A 24,212-nucleotide genomic window follows, 5' to 3' on the forward strand; every position below is an offset into this window, starting at 1 on the left:
CCGGGACGCGATGACCACCGAACGGACCCGGATGATCAACTCCCTGACCGCGTTGGTGCGCACTGTCGCTCTGGGAATTGATGCCCGTAACTCGTTGACCGATGCCCAGTTCGTCGAGATCGCGAAATGGCGGGACAGGAAGGAAGACATCGGCCTGGCCACGTCCCGGGACGAAGCGGTCCGTTTAGCTCAACGCGTCCTCGATTTTGACGACGATCTGCAGGACAACCATGACAAGCTCGCTGAACTTGTTGAGGCCAGTCCGGCGGCAGTCTTGCTGGCCGAACCCGGGATCGGTACGTTCACTGCCGCGGTGTTCTTCACCGCCTGGTCGCATCCGGGACGAGTCCGTAACGCGGCTGCGTTCGCAGCCCTGGCAGGGGCGAATCCGATTCCTGCTTCGTCGGGCAACACGCAACGACACCGGTTGAACAGGGGTGGGGATCGGCAGTTGAACCGGGCCTTGCACACGGTGATCACGAACCGGATGATCCACGATGAGCGGACCAGGGATTATGTTGCCCAGCGCTTTGGTGAGGACCCGACGAAGAAGTCGAAGAGGGAACTCAAGCGCAAGCTCAAATGGTATCTCGCGCGTCGAGTTTTCAAGATTCTCAACGGGCTAGAAACAATTCCCACGCCGGCTTGACAGACATAGAAGGATCGGCCCAGCAACCTCGCGCGAGGTATCTGGGCCCCCGTCAGGTAGCAATTAGGGCGGTCACAGGTCCAGTGAGAACACCTCGTGGTCGGGGGACTTGTGTCGGAGTTCGGGGTTGCGCTGCATCCCGAGCTTCTCGGCCACACGCTGCGACGGTCGATTGTCTCGGTGGATGATGGCGGTCGGTATTGCAGCCACCTCGAGCTCCCGAGCGTGATCGACGCAGGCCAAAGCCGCCTCGGTGGCGAACCCATTACCTTGGTCGGACGGTTTCACATGAAAACCGACCTCAAGGTGAGGTGCGCCGTTGACGGTCTGCCAAGTCAGGCCGCAGTCGCCGAGGAACTCACCTTTGCGCGTCTCCACGATCCACAGCCCGAACCCGTGCTCTGCGTAATTGCGTCGGTTCCACCGGATCCACGCAGCCGCCTCGGTGCGGTCTTTGGAGTGAGGGTAATACTCCATCACCTGCGGATCGCCGAGGAGGGCGGCCATATCGTCGAGATCGTCGTCGGTCATCTCCCGCAGGCGCAGACGAGGAGTGTCGCAGGGCGGCATGAGTTCAGGATAACCGGGCGGGCCGAAGTGCGTGGAGCTGCCGGAGTGTTCAGCCAGATCGGCGTCGTCGACGGTCACGAATGACCGCGAGTGTCGTGGCGGTGATCAGCAGAACGAGGGCCAAAAACCACAGAAACGCGGCAAAGTCATGGAACGGCGCCGCTTGGGAACTCAGTATGCAGGCGGCGGCGAGTAGGATGAATGCGACGATCCAACGGGTGAGTACCGAGTGCTTCATCGCTCCTCCAACGTCAGGGTTCACGGCCGTTGGCACTGACTCTAAGTAGAGCAAGGAAGGGTGCCTGTCAACGCCGGTGACGGCGGCCCAGCAACCTGGCGCCAGGTTGCTAGGCCCCCGTCAGGTAGCAATTGGGGAGGAGATGACAGCGACCCTGCGTTCACACCAAATGGGTGAACGCAGGGTCGCTGGTGAATCTCAGAAGTCTCTAGGTGAGACTCTCAAAGAGTCTCAGAGGCCGCGGACGCGAGTCGCCTGCAGGCCCTTGGAGCCCATCTCAGAATCGAACTCGACGTTCTGACCCTCGGTGAGCTCGCGGTAGCCGGAGGCTTCGATCGCGGAGAAGTGAGTGAACACGTCAGCCGAACCGTCGTCAGGCTGGATGAATCCGAAACCCTTTTCCGCGTTGAACCATTTCACGGTACCTGTTGCCATAATCTTTGTATCCTTATTTTTTAACTGATGACCGCTGCTGCGATCGTGATGGTCGGACCCATTGCTGGATCCGGCTTTCCCGCTGGCTGGACTGGATCTTCAGACGCAGATCCAACGAAAATCTGTGGGTGAACCGAGGACTCGGAATCGCTGGTGAGGATGAGTTCTCTGATGTGAGGTCTCTGTCTCAGACGAAATCGTGGGGATACTCGGTTTCGATCATGCACTCGAAGGTGCTGGACGGAAGTCGTCAGACGACTGAACTGGGAAAAATCATGAGGGGCGCGGAAGGCAGACACGCGCCGATGGGCAAACACATGGTGACGAGCGAATCTACCTGCTCTTCAGACACCATCTGCTCCGCACATTTCTGTGCGAGAACGATTCCAGCTTAACAGAGTGATCGCTCTGCGGGTGATTTCGGCCGAATGATTTCAGTCGAGAGATGGAACACAGCGATGTGCACTCGACAGCGCAGGCATCTAGGATTGTATACATTCCGTTTTGTATGCAATCCGCCGTGACCCCGGACGCAGGAGCACCCGAACCGTGGACAACGAAGAATCGTCACCGCCGCCAGGACCCCGCCGACAGCGACGCCTCGCCGCGAAGTACCGGCGCCGGCGCACCTTCGTCGCCGTGGCTGCGGTCCTCATCATCGGTGCCCCCGTGACGATCGCGGTGGCGGTGCACAACCTCGGCGCGAATATCTCCTCGTCCCCGCTGCGCGCCCACGGCGGCGACGTTCCGGAGAAGCTGACCGATGAGACGAACGTCCTCATCATCGGATCCGACACTCGCGATCTCGCCTCGGCGAAGGACGCCTCCGATGACTCGGGCACAGGTAAAGGCGCGAACTCCGGGACCGCCTCGGGGCAAGGATTCGGCAGTGCCGAGGGTGCCCGCAGCGATGCGATGATCCTCGCTCACGTCGCCGCCGACGGCGGCCGCATCGACGCCGTGCAGATCCCACGTGACACGATCATGGACATTCCCGCCTGCGACGATACCGGCCACGGCGCGTCGGCGGCCACGCACGGGATGATCAACTCGGCCCTCAATGCGGGTCCGGCCTGCTCCGTATCAGCGGCGGAGGAACTCACCGGGGTGCGCGTCGACCACTTCATCAACGTCGACTTCGACGGATTCTCAGCGATCGTCGACGCGCTCGACGGGATCACCGTCGACCTCGACGAACCTCTCAACGACCCGAAGGCGAACCTCGACCTGCCCGCCGGCCACCAGACGATCGGCGGAGACGACGCCCTCGCCCTGGCCCGGACACGGCACGCCGTGGGCGATGGCAGCGACATCTCACGGATGGGCAACCAGCAGATGGTCATGGGGGCCATCATCGACCGCGCCAAGAGCGGCCAGGTCCTCACCCGGCCCGACCGCCTGTACGGATTCCTCGACGCTGTGACCTCGACGATCGGCGTCGACGACGAACTCGACTCGATGCGTTCGCTGGCCTCCCTGGCTACGACGGTGGCCTCCGTGCCCGAGGACGACATCACCTTCGAGATCATGCCGTGGACACCCGCACCGGAAGACCCCAACCGGGTGGTCAAATCCGCCGAGGCGGACGCCGTGTTCACCGCCATCATCGACGACGAACCGATCGCCGACCTCGGCAGGTGAGCATCGGGCACCCGCTGAGTTGATCCCCGTCGTGGCGGTTGTCAGCTCCGTTTCAGCCGCCCCGTTGTCCCGGACATCGGCCCCGTCATGTGATCTCCGTCCAGGCGATATTCATCCGCGGCTCCTAGACTGGACGGCATGTCTACGATCGAAATCACGCAAGACAACTTCGAGTCGACCATCAACGACAACGAGATCATCCTCCTCGACTTCTGGGCCGATTGGTGCGGCCCCTGCAAGCAGTTCGCCCCGGTCTTCGAACAGGCCGCCGAGGCCAACCCCGACATCGTCTTCGGCAAGATCGACACCGAAGCCCAGCAGCAGCTGGCCGGACTCTTCGCGATCTCCTCGATCCCGACCCTCGTCGCCTTCCGCCAGGGCATCGTCGTCTTCGCCCAGCCCGGCGCGCTCGCCGCCCCGCAGCTCGAACAGGTCATCACCGCCGTCAAGGGACTCGACATGGACGAGGTCCGTGCCGAACTGGCCAAGCAGGAAGCCGCCGCTGCCGCAGAGACCGACAGCGCGGACGGTGCCGCCCCCGATTCGATCCCTGCCGACCCGGGCGTCGACAAGTGACAGCGACCAGCAGCCACAACGACCACACCCACGCAGACAGAACCGGCGCAGACAATACCGGCGTACCCGATTCCGTGGCCGCCTGGGAAGAGCGCTACGCCGAGGCTGACGACGCCATCTGGTCCGGAAATCCGAACGAATCCCTCGTCGCCGTCGTCACCGATATGACCCCCGGCCGCGTCCTCGACGTCGGCTGCGGTGAAGGCGCGGACGTCGTCTGGATGTCCGAGAACGGCTGGGACGCCACCGGCATCGACCTGTCGACCACGGCCATCGACCGCGCCCGCCGGGCCGCCGAATCCCGCGGAATCTCCGCCGAATTCGCCGTCGCCGACGTCTCCACCTGGGAACCGGAGGACCCCGATCGCCGAGGCGGCTTCGACCTCGTCACCGGATCCTTCCTCCACACCCGGTTGCCCGATACCCGGGAAGAGCTCCTCACCCGCGTCGCCGCACACGTGGCACCGGGCGGGGCTCTCCTGCTCGTCTCCCATGCGACGATGCCGCCGTGGGCCGCCGAACACAGCGAGAAGTTCGAGCACGGCATGGACCACCACCATGAACTGGTCAGCCCGAACGGAGACTTCGCCCTCCTCATCGGCGCCAGCCCGCACCGCTGGGAGATCGAACTCGCCGACACCCGCACCCGAGAAGTGACCTCCCCGTCGGGCGAACCCGCCGAACTCGAGGACGCGATCCTCCTGGCCCGCCGGGTCTGAACTCGGCCAACCCAGAGACCCGGAACCCGGAACCCGACACCGAGGCGGCTGCGCGGTCGATCAAGACTGCGCAGCCGCCTCGGCGAGCCGGGCGATTCCCAACCCCCTGAGATGGGGTCGAAAACCCGGTCTCACCTGGTGCATTTCCGCCCCGTGAGGGGCTAAGGTGGTGCCATGGCTCGGTTCAGCTTCCTCGAGTGGCCGGTACTCCGGCAGCTGCGCACGTCGGATAAGACGGGACGCGGCGAATCCGTCGTGTCCCAGCAGACTCGGGACACCACTCCACGCACGGTCACGGCCGACAAGGTCGTCCAATCCGTGTGCCCCTATTGCGCCGTCGGCTGTGGGCAGAAGATCTTCGTCAAGGATGACAAGGTCGTGCAGATCGAAGGCGACCCGGACTCACCGATCTCTCGCGGCCGCCTGTGCCCGAAGGGCGCAGCCAGCGAACAGCTTGTCAACGCTCCCGGTCGTGTCACCGACGTCCTCTACCGGGCCCCGAAGGCCAAGGACTGGACGAAGATCGACCTGCCGACGGCGATCGACATGATCGCCGACCGATTCATCGAGGCCCGCCGCAACCACTGGGAGGACTTCGACGACAAAGGCCACCCGCTGCGGCGGACGATGGGCATTGCCAGCCTTGGCGGGGCGACCATCGACAACGAGGAGAACTACCTCGCCAAGAAGCTCTACACCGCGGCCGGGGCGATACAGATCGAGAACCAGGCGCGTATTTGACACTCCGCCACCGTTCCCAGTTTGGGAACTTCGTTCGGGCGCGGCGGCGCCACACAACCCGTCCAGGATATGGCGAATGCGGACTGCATCATCATCCAGGGTTCCAATATGGCCGAGTGCCACCCGGTGGGCTTCCAGTGGGTGAGCGAGGCCAAGGCCCGGGGTGCCCGCATCATCCACGTCGATCCTCGTTTCACGCGCACCACCGCGATCGCCGATAAGCACGTGCCCATTCGGGCCGGCTCCGACATCGTGCTGCTCGGTGCGCTCATCAACCGTGTGCTCACCGAGGGCCGTTACTTCGACGAGTACGTGCGCGCCTACACCAACGCCGCGAACCTCATCAGCGACGACTATGTCGACACCGAGGATCTCGACGGACTGTTCTCCGGGTTCGACCCGGACACGAACTCCTACGAGAATTCGACGTGGTCGTACCAGACGGATGAGCACGGTGCACCGCTCAAGGACCCGAGCCTGAAGGACCCGAAGTCGGTGTTCCAGATTCTGCGGCACCACTACTCGCGCTACACGCCTGAGATGGTCGAGGAGAACTGCGGAATCAAACCCGCAGACTTCGACTACCTCTACGAATCGGTGACCGAGAACTCGGGCCGGGAACGGACCACGTGCTTCGCCTACGCGGTCGGGTGGACCCAGCACAGCCTCGGCGCGCAATTCATCCGCACCGCCTCGATCCTCCAGCTGCTGCTCGGCAACATGGGCCGACCGGGCGGCGGAATCATGGCGCTGCGCGGGCACGCGACGATCCAGGGATCGACTGATATCCCGACCCTGTTCAACCTGCTGCCCGGCTACCTGCCGATGCCCAGTGCCGGAGTCCACGACACCTTCGACGACTACGTCGCGGCCGTCGGCACCCCGGAGACCCACAAGGGCTACTGGGCCAACGGCCGTGCCTACGCCACCAGCCTGCTCAAGGCCTGGTGGGGCGACGCGGCCACGCAGGACAACGACTTCGCCTTTGACTATCTGCCGCGCATCAACGGCGCCCACGGCACCTACCAGACCGCGGTGCGTATGCTCAACGACGGTGTCGACGGGTACTTCCTGCTCGGGCAGAACCCGGCAGTGGGCTCGGCCAACGGGCGCATGCAGCGCATGGCGATGAGTCACCTGAAGTGGATGGTCGTCCGCGACTTCAGCCTCATCGAATCCGCCACCTGGTGGAAGGACGGCCCCGAGATCGAGACAGGGGAGCTGAAGACCGAGGACATCGACACCGAGATGTTCTTCCTGCCCGCGGCCAACCACACGGAGAAGGCCGGCACCTTCACGCAGACCCAGCGTCTTGTGCAGTGGCGCCACAAGGCCGTCAACCCGCCCGGGGACGCGCAGAGCGAACTCGACTTCTTCTACGAACTCGGCCAAGCCGTGCGCGAGAAGCTGAAGGATTCCGACGACCCCCGCGATCGACCGCTGCTCGACATGACCTGGGACTACCCGGTCGACGAGGAGGGTGAAGTCGACGCCGAGGCGGTCGTCAAGGAGATCAACGGCTACTTCATCGGCGGCGACCGCGACGGCGAGCCCTTGGACAACTTCAACCAGATGACCGACGACGGGACCACCGCCGGAGGCTGCTGGATCTACGCCGGCGTCTACGCCGGAGGCCAGAACATGGCCGCCCGCCGCAAACCGCGGGATGAGCAGGACGAGACCGCCGCCGAATGGGCGTGGGCATGGCCGGCGAACCGCCGGATCCTGTACAACCGTGCCTCGGCCGCACCCGACGGAACTCCCTGGTCGGAGCGGAAGAAGTTCGTGTGGTGGGACGACGAGACGGGGAAGTGGACCGGCAAGGACGTGCCCGACTTCCCGATCGACCGCGCACCCGCCGCCCGATCGGATGCCGCCTACGGCGGACCCGCGAACCTCGACGGTGACGATCCGTTCATCATGCAGGCCGACGGCAAGGGGTGGCTGTTCGCACCCAGCGGCATGATCGACGGACCGATTCCCACCCACTACGAACCGCAGGAATCGACGGTCGCGAACCCGCTGTACTCCCAGCAGAACAGCCCGACCCGGATGGTCATGCGCCGTGAGGACAATCTGTCCGCTCCCGGTGCCGGGGTGCCCGGGTCCGAGGTCTTCCCCTATGTGTTCACGACCTACCGACTCACAGAGCACCACACCGCCGGAGGTATGTCCCGGTGGCTGCCGTACCTGTCGGAGCTGCAGCCGGAGATGTTCTGCGAGATCTCACCCGAACTCGCCGCCGAGGTGGGGCTCGAACCCTACGGTTGGGCGACCTTGGTCTCCCCGCGGGCGGCGATCGAAGCCCGCGTCCTCGTGACGAAGCGGATGACCCCGCTGACGATCGGCGGGAAGACGGTCCACCAGATCGGTCTGCCCTACCACTGGGGCGTGGGCGGTCAGGGAGCCGTCGTCGAAGGCGATTCCGCCAACGACCTGCTCGGTGTGACGATGGACCCCAACGTCTACATCCAGAACAGCAAGTACGTGGCCGGAACGATCATGCCCGGCCGCCGTCCCCGCGGACCCGAACTCGTCGACTTCGTCGAGAAGTACCAACGCGAGGCCGGTCTCAGCCCCGAATCCGGCAACCAGCAGGTCACCGTTCCCGCCGAGGATGTCGAGGCCTCCCATCACGCCGGACAGGGTCGCAGCGCCGGTGGGCACGCTCACCGAGGCGGCGACTCGGCCGTCGGCGTCACCCCGGGCAAGACCCTGGATGGGGGACGCGATGGAGCCTCCGACGGGGACGGCACGACCGCCTCGGCGACGGTCGACAGCGCCGATGATCGCAGCGGTAGGATCACCATCGAACCCACCGAGGCGACCGAACCCGCCGAGACTGCGGTGTCGAACCGTGCCGACGACGGGGACCCCAGCGACGGCGACCCCGACCACGGCCGGCACGCCGACGGCAGTGCGATCGCCGAAACCGAGGTGGCCGAAGCGGAAGCTCGCGCCCGGGCGGCTCGGGATCGGCAGGAGAACGAGGAGGAGGACGACTGATGTCGACACCGACGATCGATGACGGCACGTTGGCGGACGGGCACTGGCACGATTCCGCGCACAACCGCAAGGGATTCTTCACCGACACCTCGATCTGCATCGGTTGCAAGGCCTGCGAAGTCGCGTGCAAGGAGTGGAACCGCAACCCGCAGGACGGCACCTTCGAACTGCTCGGTTCCTCGTACGACAACACGGGCAGCCTCGGGGCGAACACGTGGCGGCACGTCGCGTTCATCGAACAGGATTCCGAACGCATCGAGAAGGCGCGGGAATCCGGGCGCAAGCTCGTCAATCTCGGCATGCCCACGATCCGCCCGCGCACCGATGAGTCTGCCGCCGCGCAGCCGCTGGACGGGGCCTTGGGTGCGGCGGCCGAGGGCCGAACCTCCGCCGGTCTGCCGACGACCCCCGACCTCAACGTTGATCTACTGGCACCGGGTGCCCTGGAGCCGACCGACCTGTCGAACGTCGACACAACACCCCCGGACACCGCGGACTTCCGCTGGCTGATGTCCTCCGACGTGTGCAAACACTGCACGCACGCAGGCTGCCTCGACGTGTGCCCGACCGGTGCGCTCTTCCGCACCGAATTCGACACCGTCGTCGTCCAGAACGATGTCTGCAACGGCTGCGGAACCTGCGTGGCCGGCTGCCCCTTCGGCGTCATCGAACGCCGAGACGACGGCACGATCAACACCCCCACCGACCGGGATGATCGCAAGGCCGCGGACATGGACGTGCCGAACGCGGGCACCGCGAACAAGTGCACCCTCTGCTACGACCGCCTCGTCGAGGGTCAGGAACCAGCCTGCGCGCAGACCTGCCCGACGCAGTCGATCAAGTTCGGCGACCGTGAGGACATGGTCGACCAGGCGCACGACCGCGTGGCCGAACTCCACGCGAAGGGCCTGACCGAGGCTCGCCTCTACGGGGCGAACCCGAACGACGGGGTCGGCGGCACCGGATCGGTGTTCCTCCTCCTCGACGAACCCGAGGTCTACGGCCTGCCGCCGGACCCGCGGGTCGCGACGAAGGATCTGCCGAAGATGTACGCCAACGCCGGGATCGCGGCGCTGGGCATGGTCGCCGCGGCCGGACTCGCGTTCCTCGGGAGCCGCCGTTCATGAGCACCTCAGAGTACGATTCCTACCGCCCACCCGAGCCGGAAGGCGGACGCAGAAAACGCCGCCGAGGCGGCCGCGGAGGTCCCAGCGGACCTGACGGTTCCGGTGGCCGTCGGGGCGGTCGCGGCGGCAACGGCCGTGGCGGCGGGTGGAAGAACCGCGGTGCCGACGGCAACCGTGAGATGCCGATGGTCGAGGACGTCGAATTCACGTCCTACTACGGTCGACCGATCGTCAAGGCTCCACCGTGGGGCGATGAGATCGGGGCCTACCTGTTCCTCGGCGGTCTGGCGGGCGGTTCGTCTCTGTTGGGCTTCGGCGCGCAGCTGACCGATCGGCCCGGTCTGCGCATCGCCTCCCGGATGACTGCGATCGCCGCGACCGGCATCGGCGGTGCCGCTCTCGTGGCTGACCTCGGCAGGCCCGAACGATTCCTCAATATGATGCGCGTCGTCAAAGTCTCATCGCCGATGAGCTTGGGCACCTGGATCCTCTCCGGCTTCGGCGTCGGATCGGGAGTGACCTTCGCGATCGAACTCGACCGGATCACCGGTGAGAAGCTGCTGCCTCTGGGCCCGCTGCGCAAGGTGCTCCATGCGATGGAGACGCCCGCGGCCGTCGAATCCGCCTTCTTCGCCACTCCGCTGGCCGCATATACCGCTGTGCTTCTCGGGGCGACGGCCGTTCCGACTTGGAACGCCGCCGGTCGCAACGGTCTGCCGTACGTATTCGTGTCCTCGGCATCGATGGCCGCCGGAGGTGCCGCGATGGCATTGGCACCGGTGACCGAGACCGGCCCGGCCCGACTGTTCGCCCTCACCGGCACCGCTGGAGAGGCTTATGCGATGTCGGCGATGAGGAAGCGCATGCACCCCGCCGAGGTCGATCCGATGGACGACGGCGAACCGGGACACAAGCTCCACCGCGCCGAGAAGCTGCTCATCGCCGGAGCCGTCGGAGCCGCCGTCGTCGAGGTGGGGGCGCGCGTGTTCGCGAAGAAGCTGGGTGGGCGTAGCTCTGGCGGCTCAGCGAGTGCTTCAGATGTGGCTGGCGCAGTTGCTGAGGCTGTCGGAAGTGCAGGCTCTGCTGGAGTCGCAAAGCGGAGTTGGAAGACGCGTGCTGTGCTGCGGGGGCTGTCCGTCGTCTCCGGTGCGGCCTTGGCGGCCGCCTCGGCGTACACGCGTTTCGGTGTGCTGGAAGCCGGCATCGAATCGACGAAGGACCCGCGTCACGTGGTCGAACCGCAGCGCGCTCGCCTCGAAGAGCGTCGGGCTTGCGGCATCACCGACGACTCCATCACCACCGGCCGGTAGACGGGCGGGCAAGGCATCACCGCTAAGCGCGAGCGCCCCTCACCGTGAGCACCCCTCACCGTTCGTGTTGCTGGGCACCGGCAGTGCCAGCACCCACTCGCGAGTGGCTCTTCATACAGTTCCGGCGGAACCCCTCGCCTTCAGTGCGAAAACACCTCGGTGCAACGGGGTGGTGTGCGACGACCGATGAAGGATGCTCGAACTCGCTGCGCGAAATCTCCCTCGGCGAACGCTGATCGGCGTCAAAAACAGCCTCACCAGGCACCTTATTCAGCAACATTGCTTGCAAATTGAAGTGCGTCGGGTAGCGTGAGAGACCTATGAAGAAGCTGCTCAAGGATCGTCAGAGCCTTAGGTTCGGTGTGGCGGTCGCGGTGGCCTTTCCGCTGATCTACTTCCTAATGAATTTCCTTGGTTTGAGCAATGGGATGTTCAGTTGGTGGAAGACACTGTTGTTCGGACTCGTCCAGGGGGTCATCTTCTGGTTCTGTATGGCCAGCTTCCGCCAGTTCCGCGACGAGGACATCACCCCGCGCTGAGCAGGTATCGCGGTGACGCCGAGTCGCAGCACCGTCATTTGAAGACGCGGCCTGTGGGCAATGGCTCTTATTCCAGGTCAGCCATCTACGACTGAATCACTTTTCCTCCACACCAATTCACCGTCAACAATCGTGGCGCGCACCTGCGCCTCGAGCAGTCGGTCTTCACTATCGGAGAAGGGATCGACGTCGAGAACGACGAGGTTGGCACGACCCCCTGGGGTGATCCGGCCAATGCCGTCGGCGAATCCCCCTGCCCGCGCCGCGGCATGCGTGAGCGCACCCAATGCTTGGGCTGGCGTGAAGGCTCGCTCCGGATGATAGTTGGTATCCCCAGGTTCTAATGCCGAGCGGGTGGTCAAGGCGATGAAGAGGTTGTGCGACATCTGATGCGGTGCCGTCGGCGCATCCGTGCCCAGAGCAATGTGGACTCCGGCCTCACGGAACTTCTGCCACGGGAACCCGTTCTCGGCGCGTTGCCCTCCGAGCACCGTCATCCAATTGCCCATGATCGCCGGATCGCAGTGCACCGGCTGCATCGATGCAACGACGCCGAGGCCGGCCATGCGTGCGATCGTCTCATCGGTCACCGACTCGAGGTGTTCGATCCGCGGGGACCGGATTCGGGGTCCATTGACGCGCACGCATTCGGCCACAAGGTCGAGGGCGATCTCACTGGCGTGGTCACCGATGGCGTGCATGGCAAGCTCGAGTCCATGGGCATCGGCAGCGACAGCGACCGGAGCCGCCGATTCGAACGACCAGATCGGCCCGGCCTGCGTTCCGTCGACATAGGGGTCGCGCATGGCTGCAGTGCAGGCATCGATGACCCCATCGAGGATGAACTTCACGCCGACGATGCGGAACCATTCGGAGCCGGGAAGTTCGGCGAACTGGTCGCGAATCTCGGCGGCTCGTGCGACAGCGGCGAGATCGCGGGCCGGATCGCCGGTGGGCCGCAGCAGCCAGTGAGCAGTGATGGGAAACGGCAGTCGTCCGTCCCTCTCGAGTCGACGGCGGAAAGTCGCCGCCTCTGCTTCGCCCACCGCCATGTCGGTCGCCGATGTCACTCCGTTCTCCAGATAGACGCGGAAGGCGCTGTCGAGGAACCGATCACGATCCTCATCGGTCGTGACGGACTCGAGATAGGACCATGCGTACTCGATCGCCGCGTTTTCGAGGAGGAACCCTGTCGCCTGCCCCTGCCCATTACGGACGATTTCGCCGCCGTGCGGGTTCGGTGTCGCCTCTGTAATGCCCATGGCCTCAAGCGCTGCTGTATTCACCCAAGCGGAATGCACATCATTGGAGTCGAGGAGCACGGGGACGTCGCTGACCACCTCGTCGATCATGTCAGCCGTGGGCCGGTCGCCGGGGATGGCGTCGAACATCCAACCCGAGCCCAGCACGCACGGGGCTTTGGGCTGCTCATGTCGCTTGAGCGCCAAGCGCTCTTGGATCTCCTCGAGACTCGTGCAGTCCCGCAGCTGAACTTTGTCGAGCGTCTGGCCGAGCATCATCAGGTGCGTGTGTCCCTCGACGAATCCGGGAGCGAGGAGGCTGCCTTCGAGGTCGATCCGCTGCGCGGAGTCTCCCGCGATATCGAGGACCGCTGAGGTGTCTCCGACCGCGAGAATACGGCCGGCGTCGATCGCCACTGCCTGGCCGATCGGTGCGTGTTCGTCTCCGGTGAAGACAACGGCATTCTCATAGACCGTGGTCATGGTGTCCTTTCGTGGGTTACTGCGGCCTCGTCGAGGCTGTTGAGCGTCTTCTCTACGCGGGTTGATACGCGTGCGATGAGCATCGTCGGAATGATGAGGACGAAGCTGACGAGACCCACGATCAGTCCGAAGGTCGGAATTCCGACACCGTCGATGATCCAGGCTCCGATGATCGGGGCAAAGCTCGAACCGACGATATAGGCCCCGATCAGCGGTCCTGACCAGTTTCCTCGCGCATCGAGACCGGCGGCAGTGGCAATGAAGAGCGTGAAGGCGAAGGCGTAGATGGTGTTCACCGCGATGATGAGAGTGGCGAGCATTGCGGGGTCCGTCTCCACACCGATCCAGATCTTGATCGCTCCTCCGAGTGCCAGTGCGATGCCCAAGGGCAGGGCGCGTCCGATTCGGCTGCCGAGCAGGGTCACAACGAGCATTGCTCCGGCGCCGATGCCCGCAGCCGCGCTGAGCGCAAAGCCGAGGGTCTGATCGGACATGCCGACCGCATCACCAAGAGTCGGGGCAAGTGTCCAGACAGAATCTTCGCTGGTTCCCCACAGGGGGAATACTATGAGCACGCCGATTCCTGCGAGGAGGACTGTGCGCGGTGTGCGTGGTCGACTCGATAAGGGTGTCGCCTCGGCTCGGGTTTCGGCGAGCACCTCGGTCGTCGATGTTTCAGGTGTGCTCGGCAACCAGACCGTCACGGCGAAGCTGACCAGCGATAGCAGGGCCAGTGATCCGAAGACGGTGATCTGGGCCAGGCCGAGGATGGGAATGACGGCGAGGACGACCATGACGAGGAGTCTGTTGACGACTCCGGACGATGCGCTGACCCGGTTGGGGTTCCGCAGTGCGGCAATCGCGGCACCTGAGGTCGATACCGCAGTGCCGAGTCCCGCCGAGCCGATGAGGAAGCTGATGACGATGAGCGCTGTGGGTCCGGTGACCAGCGCAGCGACGAGAAAGGCAATAGTCGCAATGCCGAGTCCGCTGGCGGCGATGGTGCGTCTCCTGGTCCCGGCTGCGGCACGGGAGGTCGCTAACCCGATGATCGCCGAAGTGAAGAGTCCCCACGTGAGGATGTTGCCTGAGGCGACGACGTCGAATCCGATCTGCTCGAAGACCGACATGATCAGCGGAGCGAGGTTGGCAAGCATGAGTCCGGCGAGAGAGACGAGGAAGACTGCAGATCCGTTCCGCGGCCCGAGGGGGACCCGCGGATCATCCGGTGTCGGCGGTGCGGAGGTGGAAGTGGAACTCATAGGTCGGCCCCTTTGCCAGTGCGAGTTTCGCGAATTAAACGAAAAGTTTTCGGTTATATAGAATGGTGCCCGTACACCGAGACCTTGTCAATGCGCAGGCGAGTAGCGATACGTCCAGAATTCGGGCCCCTTAAGCGCCTGGGCGTCCGGACGTCCTTGAGGAAGTGAGCGCTTCATGGCACGACCTAGTTCCCCACTGCTGAGCCGGGAGAAGATCGGACGCGCAGCGATTGGGATGATCGATGGCGGCGGTGAGCTCAAGATCCAGCCCTTGGCCAAGAAGCTCGGGGTCAGTCTGTCCTCGATCTACCATCATGTCGACGGACGTGAAGGGGTCATCCACGCGATGCGTGAGGTTCTCAGCGTCGAATACGCCCTGAACATCCCTGATCAGGGGTCATGGAAAGACAACCTGAAGGCTATGGTGGATTCGCTGTGGCGGCTGTATTCGGATCATCCGCGGGTGATGATCCACCTGCTCGGAGTCACAGTCGAGGAACCCGGGACGTTGACTCTCTACGAGTCCCTCATCGACGTGTTGGCCGATGCGGGTGTGCCGGAGACCGAGCTTCTCACGACGATCGAGGTGCTCGATGCGTTTGCCTTCGGAGCCGCACTCGACGCGCTGTCGCCGCAGGTGATCTTCGCTCCTGCGTCAGAGGACTCGCGGCTCACCAGTTTGATTGAAAATCACCCTGCGGGCACCGAGCGCAATCACCGGCTCTACCGACGCGGTCTCGACATCATCATCGCCGGCATCGAGGCTGGGATCCCTCAGCCCTAGCCCCTCACCTCACGTGCACGCCTGAACCGGCGACGATCTCACCGATGACGGGGTGACCAGGCAGTTCGCCGACGACGAGCAGTCCGCCGGAGGTCTGCGCATCGGCCAGAAGCAGCAGGTCGTCCTCGGTCACGGAATCATCCGCGGTCAGATGAGGTCGTACCCAGTCGAGGTTTCGCCTGGTCCCGCCGGACACATACCCGTCAGCGATCGACTCATCGACACCGCCGAGGCGGGGTACCGCGGCCGCATCGATGACCGCTCCGACTCCTGAGGCACGGGCCATCTTGAACAGGTGCCCGAGCAGACCGAACCCGGTGATATCCGTGGCCGCTCGTATGCCTGCAGCCACGGCCTCCCGTGACGCTACGGCATTGAGCGCGGTCATCGTGGCGATGGCCTCCTCGGAGACCTCGCCGGTCTGCTTGTGCCGGTTGTTGAGGATCCCCACGCCGATCGGCTTGGTCAATGTCAGGGGCAGCCCCGCCTCGGCGGAATCGTTGCGCATGAGTTCATCCGGGTGGGCCACACCGGTCACGGCCATGCCGTACTTCGGTTCGGGGTCGTCGATCGAATGGCCGCCGGCCACGGGGCAGTTCGCCTGCGCTGCGACGTCGAGCCCGCCGCGCAGGACCTCGGTGAGCAGCTCCATCGGCAGCTTCTCCCGCGGCCACCCGACGAGGTTGATCGCTGTGACGGGGGTTCCGCCCATCGCGTAGATGTCCGAGAGCGCATTGGCCGCCGCGATCCGTCCCCAGTCGTAGGCGTCATCGACGACCGGGGTGAAGAAATCCGCGGTCGAGAGCACCGCGAGGTCATCGCGGACTCGCACCGCCGAGGCATCATCGCCGTCATCGAGGCCGACGAGGACATCCGGGCCGGGCTGACCGACCAGGCCGCGCACCGCGTCCTCGAGCTCGCCGGGAGGGATCTTGCAGGCGCATCCTCCACCGTGGGCGAACGAGGTCAGACGGTCCTGAATCGCAGTCATACTGCGAGACTAACACCGGCGGTCAAGGGCGTCGACGGACGCCCGATTCCACTCCGTCGCCGAAGCGGCCGTGCACCTCCGTACGGGCGCACGGCCAGTCGTTCGCCCGGGTCAGTGCCTCCCCGCCGGGCGGCCGGCCCGCCGCGCGCGGGCCGCGCCGACGGCGATGATTCCGCCGATGACCAGCAACGCGCCGAGCAGTGCGGTGAGCAGAACCGGCCCGCCCGTGCGCGGCAGATCGCCGTTCCCGTCAGACGACCCGTCCGCGTTCGCATCGCTTCTCGACGAGGCGGTCGACGAAGTGCCGTCCGATTCGCTGTCCGACGAGCCGCTCGCCTCGCTGCCGCCCGAGTCACTCGAAGAGGCATTCGACGAGGCTCCGTCCGAACCGCTTCCCTCCGAGGAATCCTCATCGGCACCGGCCGAGGCCTTGGTCGAGGCGCCGTCATCGTCCGACCCCTCCGATGAGCCGTCCTCGCCTCCCGTGGAGGAAGCGTCGGAGCCGTCCTCAGCTCCCGCACTGTCGGCCGATGCTCCGCTGTCCTCAGATCCGTCGTCATCGCCGGGACCCGGAGGCGGTTCTTCCCCCGCGACCTCGACGGTGGCCTTCGCGGTCTTGCCGTTGACGGTGACCTCGAGGGTCGCTGTTCCCGGGTTTTCCGCGGTGATCTGACCCGTCGCCGGGTTGACGCGGACGACGTCGGAGGCCGCCTCGGGGGCCCCGGATTTCACTGACTGGGCACTGACCTTCGCGCCCGTCGCTTGCTGCATGGCCACCTCGGCGCCGGAATCGACCACGACCCCGTCACCACCCCACTGAGCCGTCGCCGGCCACCCGACGGGAACGGTGCGCTCACCCTGAGTGAAGGACGCAGCGACGTCCGCGGATTGACCCGGGGCCAGGGAGCCGGGTGCCTCGAGTGAGATCGAATCGACGCGCGGCTTCGTCTCCGCGGCCAGCCATCCGACCCGATCGGCCGTGCTCGGATCGTCACCGACGTCACCGACGCCGGGATCGACGCCGAGCATCGTCCATCCGGTGAATCCGCCGGTCGCCGGAGTGCCGGCCGGACCCTTCCCGGAGTTTCCGTTGATGAGGTAGCTCACGCCCTCGACCGCGGACCCGTGGAACGCCCCCACATGGCCGTTGATCACGGCCGCGGACTTCCCGCTGTCCTTGCGGAACTCTCCGAGCTTCTTCTCGAGTTCCTCGGCCTCCCGCCGGTCCCCGAGCTGGCTCGTCTTCGACGGCAGCGGATCCTGCGGGGGATGGTGGAAGAACACGGTGATGCCGGTCAGCTCGTCACGTTCGGCCACCTCGCCGAGGGCGTCTTCGAGCATGTTCAACTGCGAATCATCGCTGCCGTTCAACGTTCCGTCCGAGGAATTCAGGGTCACGATCTTCGTCCGCCCCACGGTGCGCTCGCCCGTCGGGGAACCGAACGCGGCCTCGAAGTTGTCGATCTCCCCACCCATGATCTCGTGGTTGCCGGGCACGTAGATGTAGGGGATCGACTCATCCCACTCCTCGTCGATGATCGTTTTCGCCAGCTCGAAATCCTCCGGAGAGGCCTCGTCGACGAGGTCGCCGTTGATGACGAGCAGATCCGGCTTTGCGGCACGGATCTCCTTGAGCGTCCGCCTGGCACCCTTGACAGCTTCGGAATCCGGGTCGGTGGCGACGAACTGGGCGTCGCTCATCACGGCGATGTTCTGCGGACGGTCAGCGACGGTCCCGGTCGTCAGCAGCGCCGGATCATGCCGCGCCGAGGTGGCCGGATCGTCGGTCTCAGGCGTGGAGATCGCCTGGAGGTCCGAAATCGAAATGTCCCCCTTGTACTTCTCGGCAGACCGGGTCTCCATCATCCGGATCCGTTCGAGGGTGAGCGGTTGGGAGAGCCCCTCCGGGACGGTGAAGCGGACCTTCTGCCACCCGTCGAAGGTGATGTGGTCGCCGTCGATGTTCGTCACTGTGCCGTCGGGAGTGCTCACCTGCAGCCTCGGCCAGGCCCCGGTGCCGTCGCCGCGGACCATCATCTCGAACGCCACCGTGTTGCCTTCCAGCTTCACCGGCTCCTTCGGGATGAGGTAGTAGCCGCGCGTCGCCGAGGAGGTAGAGAAGTCATACGTGAGATCGATGCTCGGCTTGCCATCAGGGCTGGGCTCACCTGCGGTGAATGAGCCGGTGGCCCGATCGTGGCCGTCGGTGAACGCCGAGGTGTCGGAGAAGTCGAGGACCTCGGTCGTTTCGGTGCCGACGGTCACCGGGATCGTCGTTGTCACGTCTCCGACGGTGAGCTTCACGTTCCCGGACGTCGGTTCGTCGTCGCGGGAGTCCTTGCCTTTCCCAGCCGTCGACGAATCGGCGGAGACGACGAGTTCGCCGAGGCTGTCGGTGTCGACCCTCAGCCCTTCGTCGGCGTCGACGTCGATGTCGCCGGTTTCGATGAGAGAACGCCTGCCCTCGGAGTCGAAGCCGGTCAGGGACACCGTCTGCGAGTCCTGGGCGTCCTCGAGGTTGATGCTCCGCGCGCTCGACCAGAGTCCGACCGGTTCGCCGAGCACATCGAGGTCCTGTCGCGCGGTGTGCCCGTCGACGGCATAGCTTACGCGACCCTTGCCGGTGGTCTCACCGGTCACGCGGGCGTTCGACTCATCGGAGTCGGCGAGCTTCACTCCGCCGTCGGCGGAGAACGTTCCGGAGGAGGCGATCGGTTCGAGATTCTCACCGAGCCCGGTGCCCCTCATCGATCGGCTCAGCCCCTTGAGCACGGTGGTCTGTCCGTCGAGTTCGGGTTCGATCTGCGCATCGGCCAGCTGCTCCGCGGGGGCATCTGAGTAGAAGACGAGGGCATTGGCGACGGTGCGCTGCTTACCGTCGGACGGGTCGTTCTGCAGTGCCGGAGCATCTGCGCCGGCTGTGCGGGCGAGCATCGTCGTCGACCCGCCGCCGTCGAGGTTGACCGCGTTGTAGGCGCCGATGTCAGAGAAGAACTCGCCCATGTCCTCGAGACTCATGCCTCCCGAGGACTCGCTGCGTCCGTCGATGGTGGTGACGAACAGCTCCGAACCGTCCTTGCTGATGCCCACCGCGGTGCGCGGGTGTTCGGTGTCTTCGAGGTCGCCGGCGGGGAGGTCGGGAACCGAGCCGTCGGCCAGGATCTGGTGGCTGCCCGCGATCCCCATGTCGACATCCTCGCTCGGTCCGATCTCGACATCGACGTCGTCGCCGACTTCGAGTTCCGACAGCGTCTTCGCCCCGGCATCGCGGCCGAGCAGGACCTGTCCTTCTGCCGGGATTTCCGGGTCGCCCGCTTCGTCTACCATGCCCGAGGTTTCGGTGACCTTTCCGTCGACGACAGTGACGCGGGCGACCTCGGCGGCTATGTCATCGGGGCCGCCGACCGGACGGTCGAGCGTATGGTCTCCCCACGCCTCGTTGTACACACCGATGGTGTCGGGGCTCAGCTCCGGGTTGTTCAATCCGCCGAGTTCCGTCTCCTGCCCGTCATGGGTCAGCGTTCCCGCCGCGGAGAGCATCGACACGGCTGCCTTCTTGTCCTCGAGCGTGAGCGCCGGTTTGGCCTCCTTCGAGCCGATGCGCATTCCCTCCCGAGACACCGAGGTGTAGATCGGTGCCCACGACTGGTTGATGTCGAAGAACGTGCCGTTGACGGCGGCCACGGCCTTCTTCCCCTCGGGTCCGCCCGCCATGATCTCGCTGGTGGTACCGGCGCCGGCGACCTTTCCCGTGTCGCGGACGTCCATCGACAGGGAGTCCGTGGTGAGGTCCGCGGTGAGCACATTGCCGTTGTTCCACCCTCCGTCCTCGAGACGGGAGAAGTTCGTCAGGTCGAGTCCCGGAGCCACGCGTTTGGTTTCGACGTCGCGCAGTGCCGACCCGTCCTTGCCGAGGTCGTCCTCGCTTGGTGCTGCAGCATGGGCCGGTGTCGAGGCGGGACCGGGAAGACCGGGGAGCGTTCCGATGGGTGCGACATGGGCAGCGAGGACCGCCAGTGTGGCGAGGATGGCGGGGATGAATAGTCGCCCTCCGGCGGGATGGGATCGGCGGCGTGACCAGGCAGGATGAAGCGAAGAGGGCATGGCGACCTTCGAGTGGTGATGGCTGGGAACCTTGTCACCTTAAGTCGCGCTCGGAGAAGCCTGAGCGAATGGTGAGTGAACTCGGTCGGAAGATCGGTACCGGCGCGCTCAATACTGGTTCGTTTGGTCAATCGAGCGCCGCCCCGGCCGCATCGGCCCTTCGCTTCACCTCGCTCACACTCGCGATAGGATTCCTTATGGAGGCGTCCGTGTCCTGGTGGGCGCCCTGGTCTTCAAAACCAGTGAGACCGAGTATCTCGGTCTGGCGGGTTCGATTCCCGTCCGCCTCCGCCAACCGTTTCGCGGTTCCGCCGACCAAGCGGCGCCGCCATGACCCCGCACAGAGGAGGAGGTCAGATGGTCGAGTCCGACCCGCGTCGATCCATTCCGCGCACGGATCATCTCCTCGCCCTTCCCGAGGTCATCGCAGCAGGTGAGCGCCTCAACCAGGCGACCATCAAGGCCATCATCTCCGAGGTGCAGAACGCCGCCCGAGCCGGCGAGATCCCCGTCGCCGAGGTGGCCCCCGCCATCACCTCCAAGCTCAGCTCCCGTTCGGCTTCCTCCCTGACCCCAGTGCTCAACGCCACCGGCATCCTCGTCCACACGAACCTCGGCCGGGCACCGCTCTCACCTGCGGCAACCCAGGCGATCACCGAGGCGGCCGGATATGTCGACGTCGAAATGGACCTCGGCACCGGCAAACGCAGCAAGCGGGGCACCGGAGCGAAGGCCGCCCTGCTGCAGGCGAGCCCGGCTGCCGAGGATGCTCTCGTGGTCAACAACGGTGCGGCCGCCCTGCTGCTGGCCGTCACTGCGGTGCGCGGACGCGGCACAGGTTCCGGCGAGATCATCATCAGCCGCGGCGAACTCATCGAAATCGGTGCCGGGTTCCGCCTCACCGACCTCATGACGACGACCGGCTCCAGCCTGCGCGAGGTCGGCACGACGAACCGCACCCACGTGGCCGACTACGCCGAGGCCATCAGCGACGACACGTCCTGCCTGCTCAAGGTGCACACGAGCAACTTCCGCGTCGAAGGATTCACCTCCTCCGTCGACGTGGCTGACCTGCGCGGACTCGCCGATGAGCACAACCTGCCGCTCATCGTCGACCTCGGGTCCGGGCTCTTCACTCCCGACCCGGCATTGCCCGACGAACCCGATATCGACACCGCCCTGCGCGCCGGCGCCGACCTCGTCATCGTCTCCGGCGACAAACTCCTCGGCGGCCCGCAGGCCGGACTCATCCTCGGCCGCACCGAAGCAGTGCAGACACTGGCCAAACACCCTCTGGCCAGAGCGATGCGCACCGACAAACTCACCCTCGCGGCGCTGGAAGCCACGATCACGCACACGGCGAACCCGATCCACGACGCCCTCCACATCGACACAGTTCACCTGCGGAAACGCACCGAAACTCTCGCCGAGGCGGTCGGTGCCACGATCGTCGACCACGACGGACGAGTCGGCGGCGGGGGAGCCCCCGGAGTGCCCCTGTCCGGCTGGGCAGTCGAACTGCCCGAAGCCTTCGCCGAGCCGCTGCGCCGCGGCGATCCTGCGATCGTCGCCCGAGTCCACCAGGGACGATGCTTGGTCGACCTGCGCTGCGTACCCGAAAGCAAAGACAACCGCATCGCTGCCGCCATCAAGCGAGTCCGTGCTGACAATGCCTGACACTTTCGTCATCGCCACCGCCGGACACGTCGATCATGGGAAGTCGACGCTGGTCAATGCCCTGACCGGAATGGAACCCGATCGGTGGGCCGAAGAGAAGAAGCGCGGGCTGACCATCGACCTCGGTTTCGCCTGGACGACCCTGCCCTCGGGCCGCGAACTCGCCTTCGTCGACGTTCCGGGGCACGAAAAGTTCCTTGCGAACATGCTCGCCGGGCTCGGCCCCGCCCCCATCGCCTGCTTCGTCATCGCCGCAGACAAGGGCTGGCAAGCCCAATCGACTGACCATCGCGACGCGATCAATGCGCTCGGCATCACCCACGGCCTCGTCGTCATCACCCGGGCCGACCTCGCCCCCGACTCCGTCGAGACCACAAAGGCTCAGGTCAGAGCGCAGCTGCGTGGAACACCACTCGAAGCAGCGCCGATCGTCACGGTGTCAGCCACGACCGGGCAGGGCCTGCCCGAACTCATCAGCGTCCTCGACGAGGTCACGGCCACGGCCGAGCCTCCGACCACCTCGGGGAGGGTGCGTTTGTGGGTCGACCGGGCCTTCACCATCAAGGGAGCCGGCACCGTCGTCACCGGGACCCTCACGGCAGGCACACTGACCACGGGCGATACAGTCGAGCTGCGCGGAGAGACCATCGACCGGATCGTGGGTGTGCGGGGTCTGCAGTCCCGTAATTCCACCACTACCGAGGTGGTCCCGCAGGCCCGCGTGGCCGTCAACCTGCGCGACGTCCCCGCCGACGACCTCCACCGCGGCGACGCACTGCTCACGAGCGGGGACTGGCCGATCGTCGACACGATCGACGTGCGCCGCACCATGGGCGAGACCCTCGACTCCGGCATCCACGAACTCATGGCCCATATCGGCACCGCCGCCGTGCCCGCACGATTGCGGGCATTCGATGCCGACCACGCCCGGCTCACCCTCGACCGACCGCTTCCCCTGCAGGTCAGCGACCGGATTGTGCTCCGCGCGCCAGGAAGCCGCAACGTCTTCGCCGGCCTCCTCGTGCTCGACGTCGACCCGCCCGAACTGTCCCGACGAGGCGACGGCGCCAGGCGAGCTCATGAGCTTGCCGAGCATCCTGTGAAAGGCGATATCCTCGCCGAGGTGGCCCGCCGCGGAGCCGTCGAACGCACCGTCCTTACCCGGTTCGGTCTGCAGGTTCCCGTCGACGAATCCTTGCCTGCCGATGTTGAGGAAGTGGGTGAGTGGCTCGTCCACTCGCCGACGCTGACCTCCTGGGTCGAGGCGACAAAATCCCTGGTCCGAGGCGAACTCGCCGCCACGCCGATGGCCGCGGGAGTGCCCGTCAAAGCCGTCGCAGAGGCACTTCAGCGAACTCCGGACTCAGGTCGCAGACGCGGCGCCGAATCGAAACGCGACTCCCCGGCGAAGGCGAAAATCCAACCGGCTCTGCCTCTGCCCGAAGGCTCCGGCGGCGCGATTCGCGCACTGCTCAACCAGATCATCTCCCGCGCCGGGCTCGAAGCCGTCGACGGAATGGTCCGCCCGCCCGGGCATGCCGCGGGACTCGGTGCCGCCGAAGCCGGTATCGCCGAGATCGAACGCCTGCTCGCAGCCGACCCGTTCGCGGCACCGGAAGCCGATGACCTGCGAGAACTCGGCCTCGGAGCGCGGGAGCTCGCGGTCGCCGCGAAGGCGGGACGGATCCTGCGCCTCGGCGACGGAATCATCGTGGCTCCGCGCACCCCCGCGCAGGCGATGCGGATCCTCGCCGGTCTCGACCAGCCCTTCACCACAAGCCAGGCGAGGCAGGCGCTGGGGACGACCCGACGCGTCGTCATCCCCCTGCTCGAACACCTCGACGGCCGGGGCTGGACGCGCCGACTCGACACCACACACCGCGAAGTCGTGCGCTGAGGACCCTCGTGGCACTATCGGACGGGCGGCCACGACGACGAACCGCTCGCCGGGTCGGTGGGCGGCCGCCTCGGCGAAACTCCGTGACCTGTATTACGATCAAGTCGGAATGATCGTTCGCGCCGATTCGGGCGCTTCCGTCGATGGTATGGGTGATAACTGACTGCGGTGATGGGGCCGCAGCGACGCCATTCATCGCCTCACAATCCCCATATCCGGGCG

General features: G+C 65.6%; 16 protein-coding genes, 1 tRNA gene and 1 pseudogene. 12 read left to right on the top strand and 6 right to left on the bottom strand.

The features are described from left to right. Positions 1-649 (top strand): transposase (locus HK108_RS13215; protein ID WP_219922406.1); only part of this gene is annotated, 649 nt, incomplete at its 5' end. 72 nt (positions 650-721) lie between these two features. Here HK108_RS13215 and HK108_RS13220 read toward each other — a convergent pair. Next, positions 722-1,297: a GNAT family N-acetyltransferase gene (locus HK108_RS13220; protein WP_229664139.1), complete on the bottom strand. Its 576-nt coding sequence runs from the start codon at positions 1,295-1,297 to the stop codon at positions 722-724. Positions 1,298-1,688: 391 nt separating this feature from the next. Then, entirely contained in the window at positions 1,689-1,892 is a 204-nt protein-coding gene (locus HK108_RS13225; protein ID WP_062240453.1) for a cold-shock protein, read from the bottom strand. A 549-nt stretch (positions 1,893-2,441) separates the two neighbouring features. Here HK108_RS13225 and HK108_RS13230 point away from each other — a divergent pair. The 7 genes and pseudogenes from HK108_RS13230 (at position 2,442) to HK108_RS13265 (ending at position 11,551) form a co-directional block, all read left to right on the top strand. After that, positions 2,442-3,533, top strand: coding sequence for an LCP family protein (locus HK108_RS13230; RefSeq protein WP_181271838.1), 1,092 nt, complete (start codon positions 2,442-2,444; stop codon positions 3,531-3,533). Positions 3,534-3,671: 138 nt separating this feature from the next. Further along, a complete protein-coding gene (gene trxA, locus HK108_RS13235; RefSeq protein ID WP_139467566.1) occupies positions 3,672-4,109 on the top strand; it encodes a thioredoxin in 438 nt (145 codons plus the stop codon). Further along, entirely contained in the window at positions 4,106-4,828 is a 723-nt protein-coding gene (locus tag HK108_RS13240) for a class I SAM-dependent methyltransferase (protein WP_181271839.1), read from the top strand. Before trxA ends, HK108_RS13240 begins: the two co-directional genes overlap by 4 nt. Positions 4,829-5,002: 174 nt before the next feature. Then, positions 5,003-8,164 (top strand): annotated as a pseudogene (gene fdnG, locus HK108_RS13250) (formate dehydrogenase-N subunit alpha); the annotation flags it as partial. 410 nt (positions 8,165-8,574) lie between these two features. After that, entirely contained in the window at positions 8,575-9,702 is a 1,128-nt protein-coding gene (locus HK108_RS13255) for a 4Fe-4S dicluster domain-containing protein (RefSeq protein WP_181271841.1), read from the top strand. Next, entirely contained in the window at positions 9,699-11,012 is a 1,314-nt protein-coding gene (nrfD, locus tag HK108_RS13260) for an NrfD/PsrC family molybdoenzyme membrane anchor subunit (RefSeq protein ID WP_181271842.1), read from the top strand. The genes HK108_RS13255 and nrfD overlap by 4 nt, the downstream gene beginning before the upstream one ends. 320 nt (positions 11,013-11,332) lie before the next feature. Next, positions 11,333-11,551, top strand: coding sequence for a hypothetical protein (locus HK108_RS13265; RefSeq protein ID WP_181271843.1), 219 nt, complete (start codon positions 11,333-11,335; stop codon positions 11,549-11,551). A gap of 77 nt (positions 11,552-11,628) precedes the next feature. On the opposite strand, the gene HK108_RS13270 is transcribed toward HK108_RS13265, so the two are convergent. After that, positions 11,629-13,275, bottom strand: a complete 1,647-nt coding sequence (locus tag HK108_RS13270) for an amidohydrolase (RefSeq protein WP_181271844.1) — start codon at positions 13,273-13,275, stop codon at positions 11,629-11,631. After that, a complete protein-coding gene (locus tag HK108_RS13275) occupies positions 13,272-14,537 on the bottom strand; it encodes an MFS transporter (protein ID WP_181271845.1) in 1,266 nt (421 codons plus the stop codon). The genes HK108_RS13270 and HK108_RS13275 overlap by 4 nt, the downstream gene beginning before the upstream one ends. Positions 14,538-14,712: 175 nt before the next feature. Between HK108_RS13275 and HK108_RS13280 the strand changes: the two genes are divergently transcribed. Further along, a complete protein-coding gene (locus HK108_RS13280; protein ID WP_172173284.1) occupies positions 14,713-15,321 on the top strand; it encodes a TetR/AcrR family transcriptional regulator in 609 nt (202 codons plus the stop codon). Positions 15,322-15,325: 4 nt separating this feature from the next. Here HK108_RS13280 and selD read toward each other — a convergent pair whose 3' ends face one another. Further along, positions 15,326-16,312 carry a selenide, water dikinase SelD gene (gene selD, locus HK108_RS13285; RefSeq protein WP_181271846.1) on the bottom strand — a complete coding sequence of 329 codons (987 nt, stop codon included), beginning with the start codon at positions 16,310-16,312 and terminating at the stop codon, positions 15,326-15,328. Positions 16,313-16,423: 111 nt separating this feature from the next. Next, positions 16,424-20,416: a phosphodiester glycosidase family protein gene (locus tag HK108_RS13290; protein WP_181271847.1), complete on the bottom strand. Its 3,993-nt coding sequence runs from the start codon at positions 20,414-20,416 to the stop codon at positions 16,424-16,426. Positions 20,417-20,615: 199 nt separating this feature from the next. Between HK108_RS13290 and HK108_RS13295 the strand changes: the two genes are divergently transcribed. The 3 genes from HK108_RS13295 (at position 20,616) to selB (ending at position 23,990) form a co-directional block, all read left to right on the top strand. Continuing rightward, positions 20,616-20,710: transfer RNA gene (locus HK108_RS13295), tRNA-Sec, on the top strand. Positions 20,711-20,773: 63 nt separating this feature from the next. Beyond that, positions 20,774-22,093: an L-seryl-tRNA(Sec) selenium transferase gene (gene selA, locus HK108_RS13300; RefSeq protein WP_181271848.1), complete on the top strand. Its 1,320-nt coding sequence runs from the start codon at positions 20,774-20,776 to the stop codon at positions 22,091-22,093. After that, positions 22,086-23,990: a selenocysteine-specific translation elongation factor gene (gene selB, locus HK108_RS13305; protein WP_181271849.1), complete on the top strand. Its 1,905-nt coding sequence runs from the start codon at positions 22,086-22,088 to the stop codon at positions 23,988-23,990. The genes selA and selB overlap by 8 nt, the downstream gene beginning before the upstream one ends. Positions 23,991-24,212 lie beyond the last annotated feature (222 nt).

The sequence above is a fragment of the Brevibacterium sediminis genome, assembly GCF_013623905.1.
In the GTDB taxonomy this organism is placed as follows: Bacteria; Actinomycetota; Actinomycetes; order Actinomycetales; family Brevibacteriaceae; genus Brevibacterium; species Brevibacterium sediminis.

Bases quoted from the DNA above. Each gene is read 5' to 3' on its own strand.
- HK108_RS13280 (WP_172173284.1), top strand. From the start codon at position 14,713: ATGGCACGACCTAGTTCCCCACTGCTGAGCCGGGAGAAGATCGGACGC.
- HK108_RS13225 (WP_062240453.1), bottom strand. From the start codon at position 1,892: ATGGCAACAGGTACCGTGAAATGGTTCAACGCGGAAAAGGGTTTCGGA.
- selA (WP_181271848.1), top strand. From the start codon at position 20,774: ATGGTCGAGTCCGACCCGCGTCGATCCATTCCGCGCACGGATCATCTC.
- HK108_RS13275 (WP_181271845.1), bottom strand. From the start codon at position 14,537: ATGAGTTCCACTTCCACCTCCGCACCGCCGACACCGGATGATCCGCGG.
- HK108_RS13290 (WP_181271847.1), bottom strand. From the start codon at position 20,416: ATGCCCTCTTCGCTTCATCCTGCCTGGTCACGCCGCCGATCCCATCCC.
- HK108_RS13265 (WP_181271843.1), top strand. From the start codon at position 11,333: ATGAAGAAGCTGCTCAAGGATCGTCAGAGCCTTAGGTTCGGTGTGGCG.
- trxA (WP_139467566.1), top strand. From the start codon at position 3,672: ATGTCTACGATCGAAATCACGCAAGACAACTTCGAGTCGACCATCAAC.
- HK108_RS13270 (WP_181271844.1), bottom strand. From the start codon at position 13,275: ATGACCACGGTCTATGAGAATGCCGTTGTCTTCACCGGAGACGAACAC.
- selD (WP_181271846.1), bottom strand. From the start codon at position 16,312: ATGACTGCGATTCAGGACCGTCTGACCTCGTTCGCCCACGGTGGAGGA.
- selB (WP_181271849.1), top strand. From the start codon at position 22,086: ATGCCTGACACTTTCGTCATCGCCACCGCCGGACACGTCGATCATGGG.
- nrfD (WP_181271842.1), top strand. From the start codon at position 9,699: ATGAGCACCTCAGAGTACGATTCCTACCGCCCACCCGAGCCGGAAGGC.
- HK108_RS13255 (WP_181271841.1), top strand. From the start codon at position 8,575: ATGTCGACACCGACGATCGATGACGGCACGTTGGCGGACGGGCACTGG.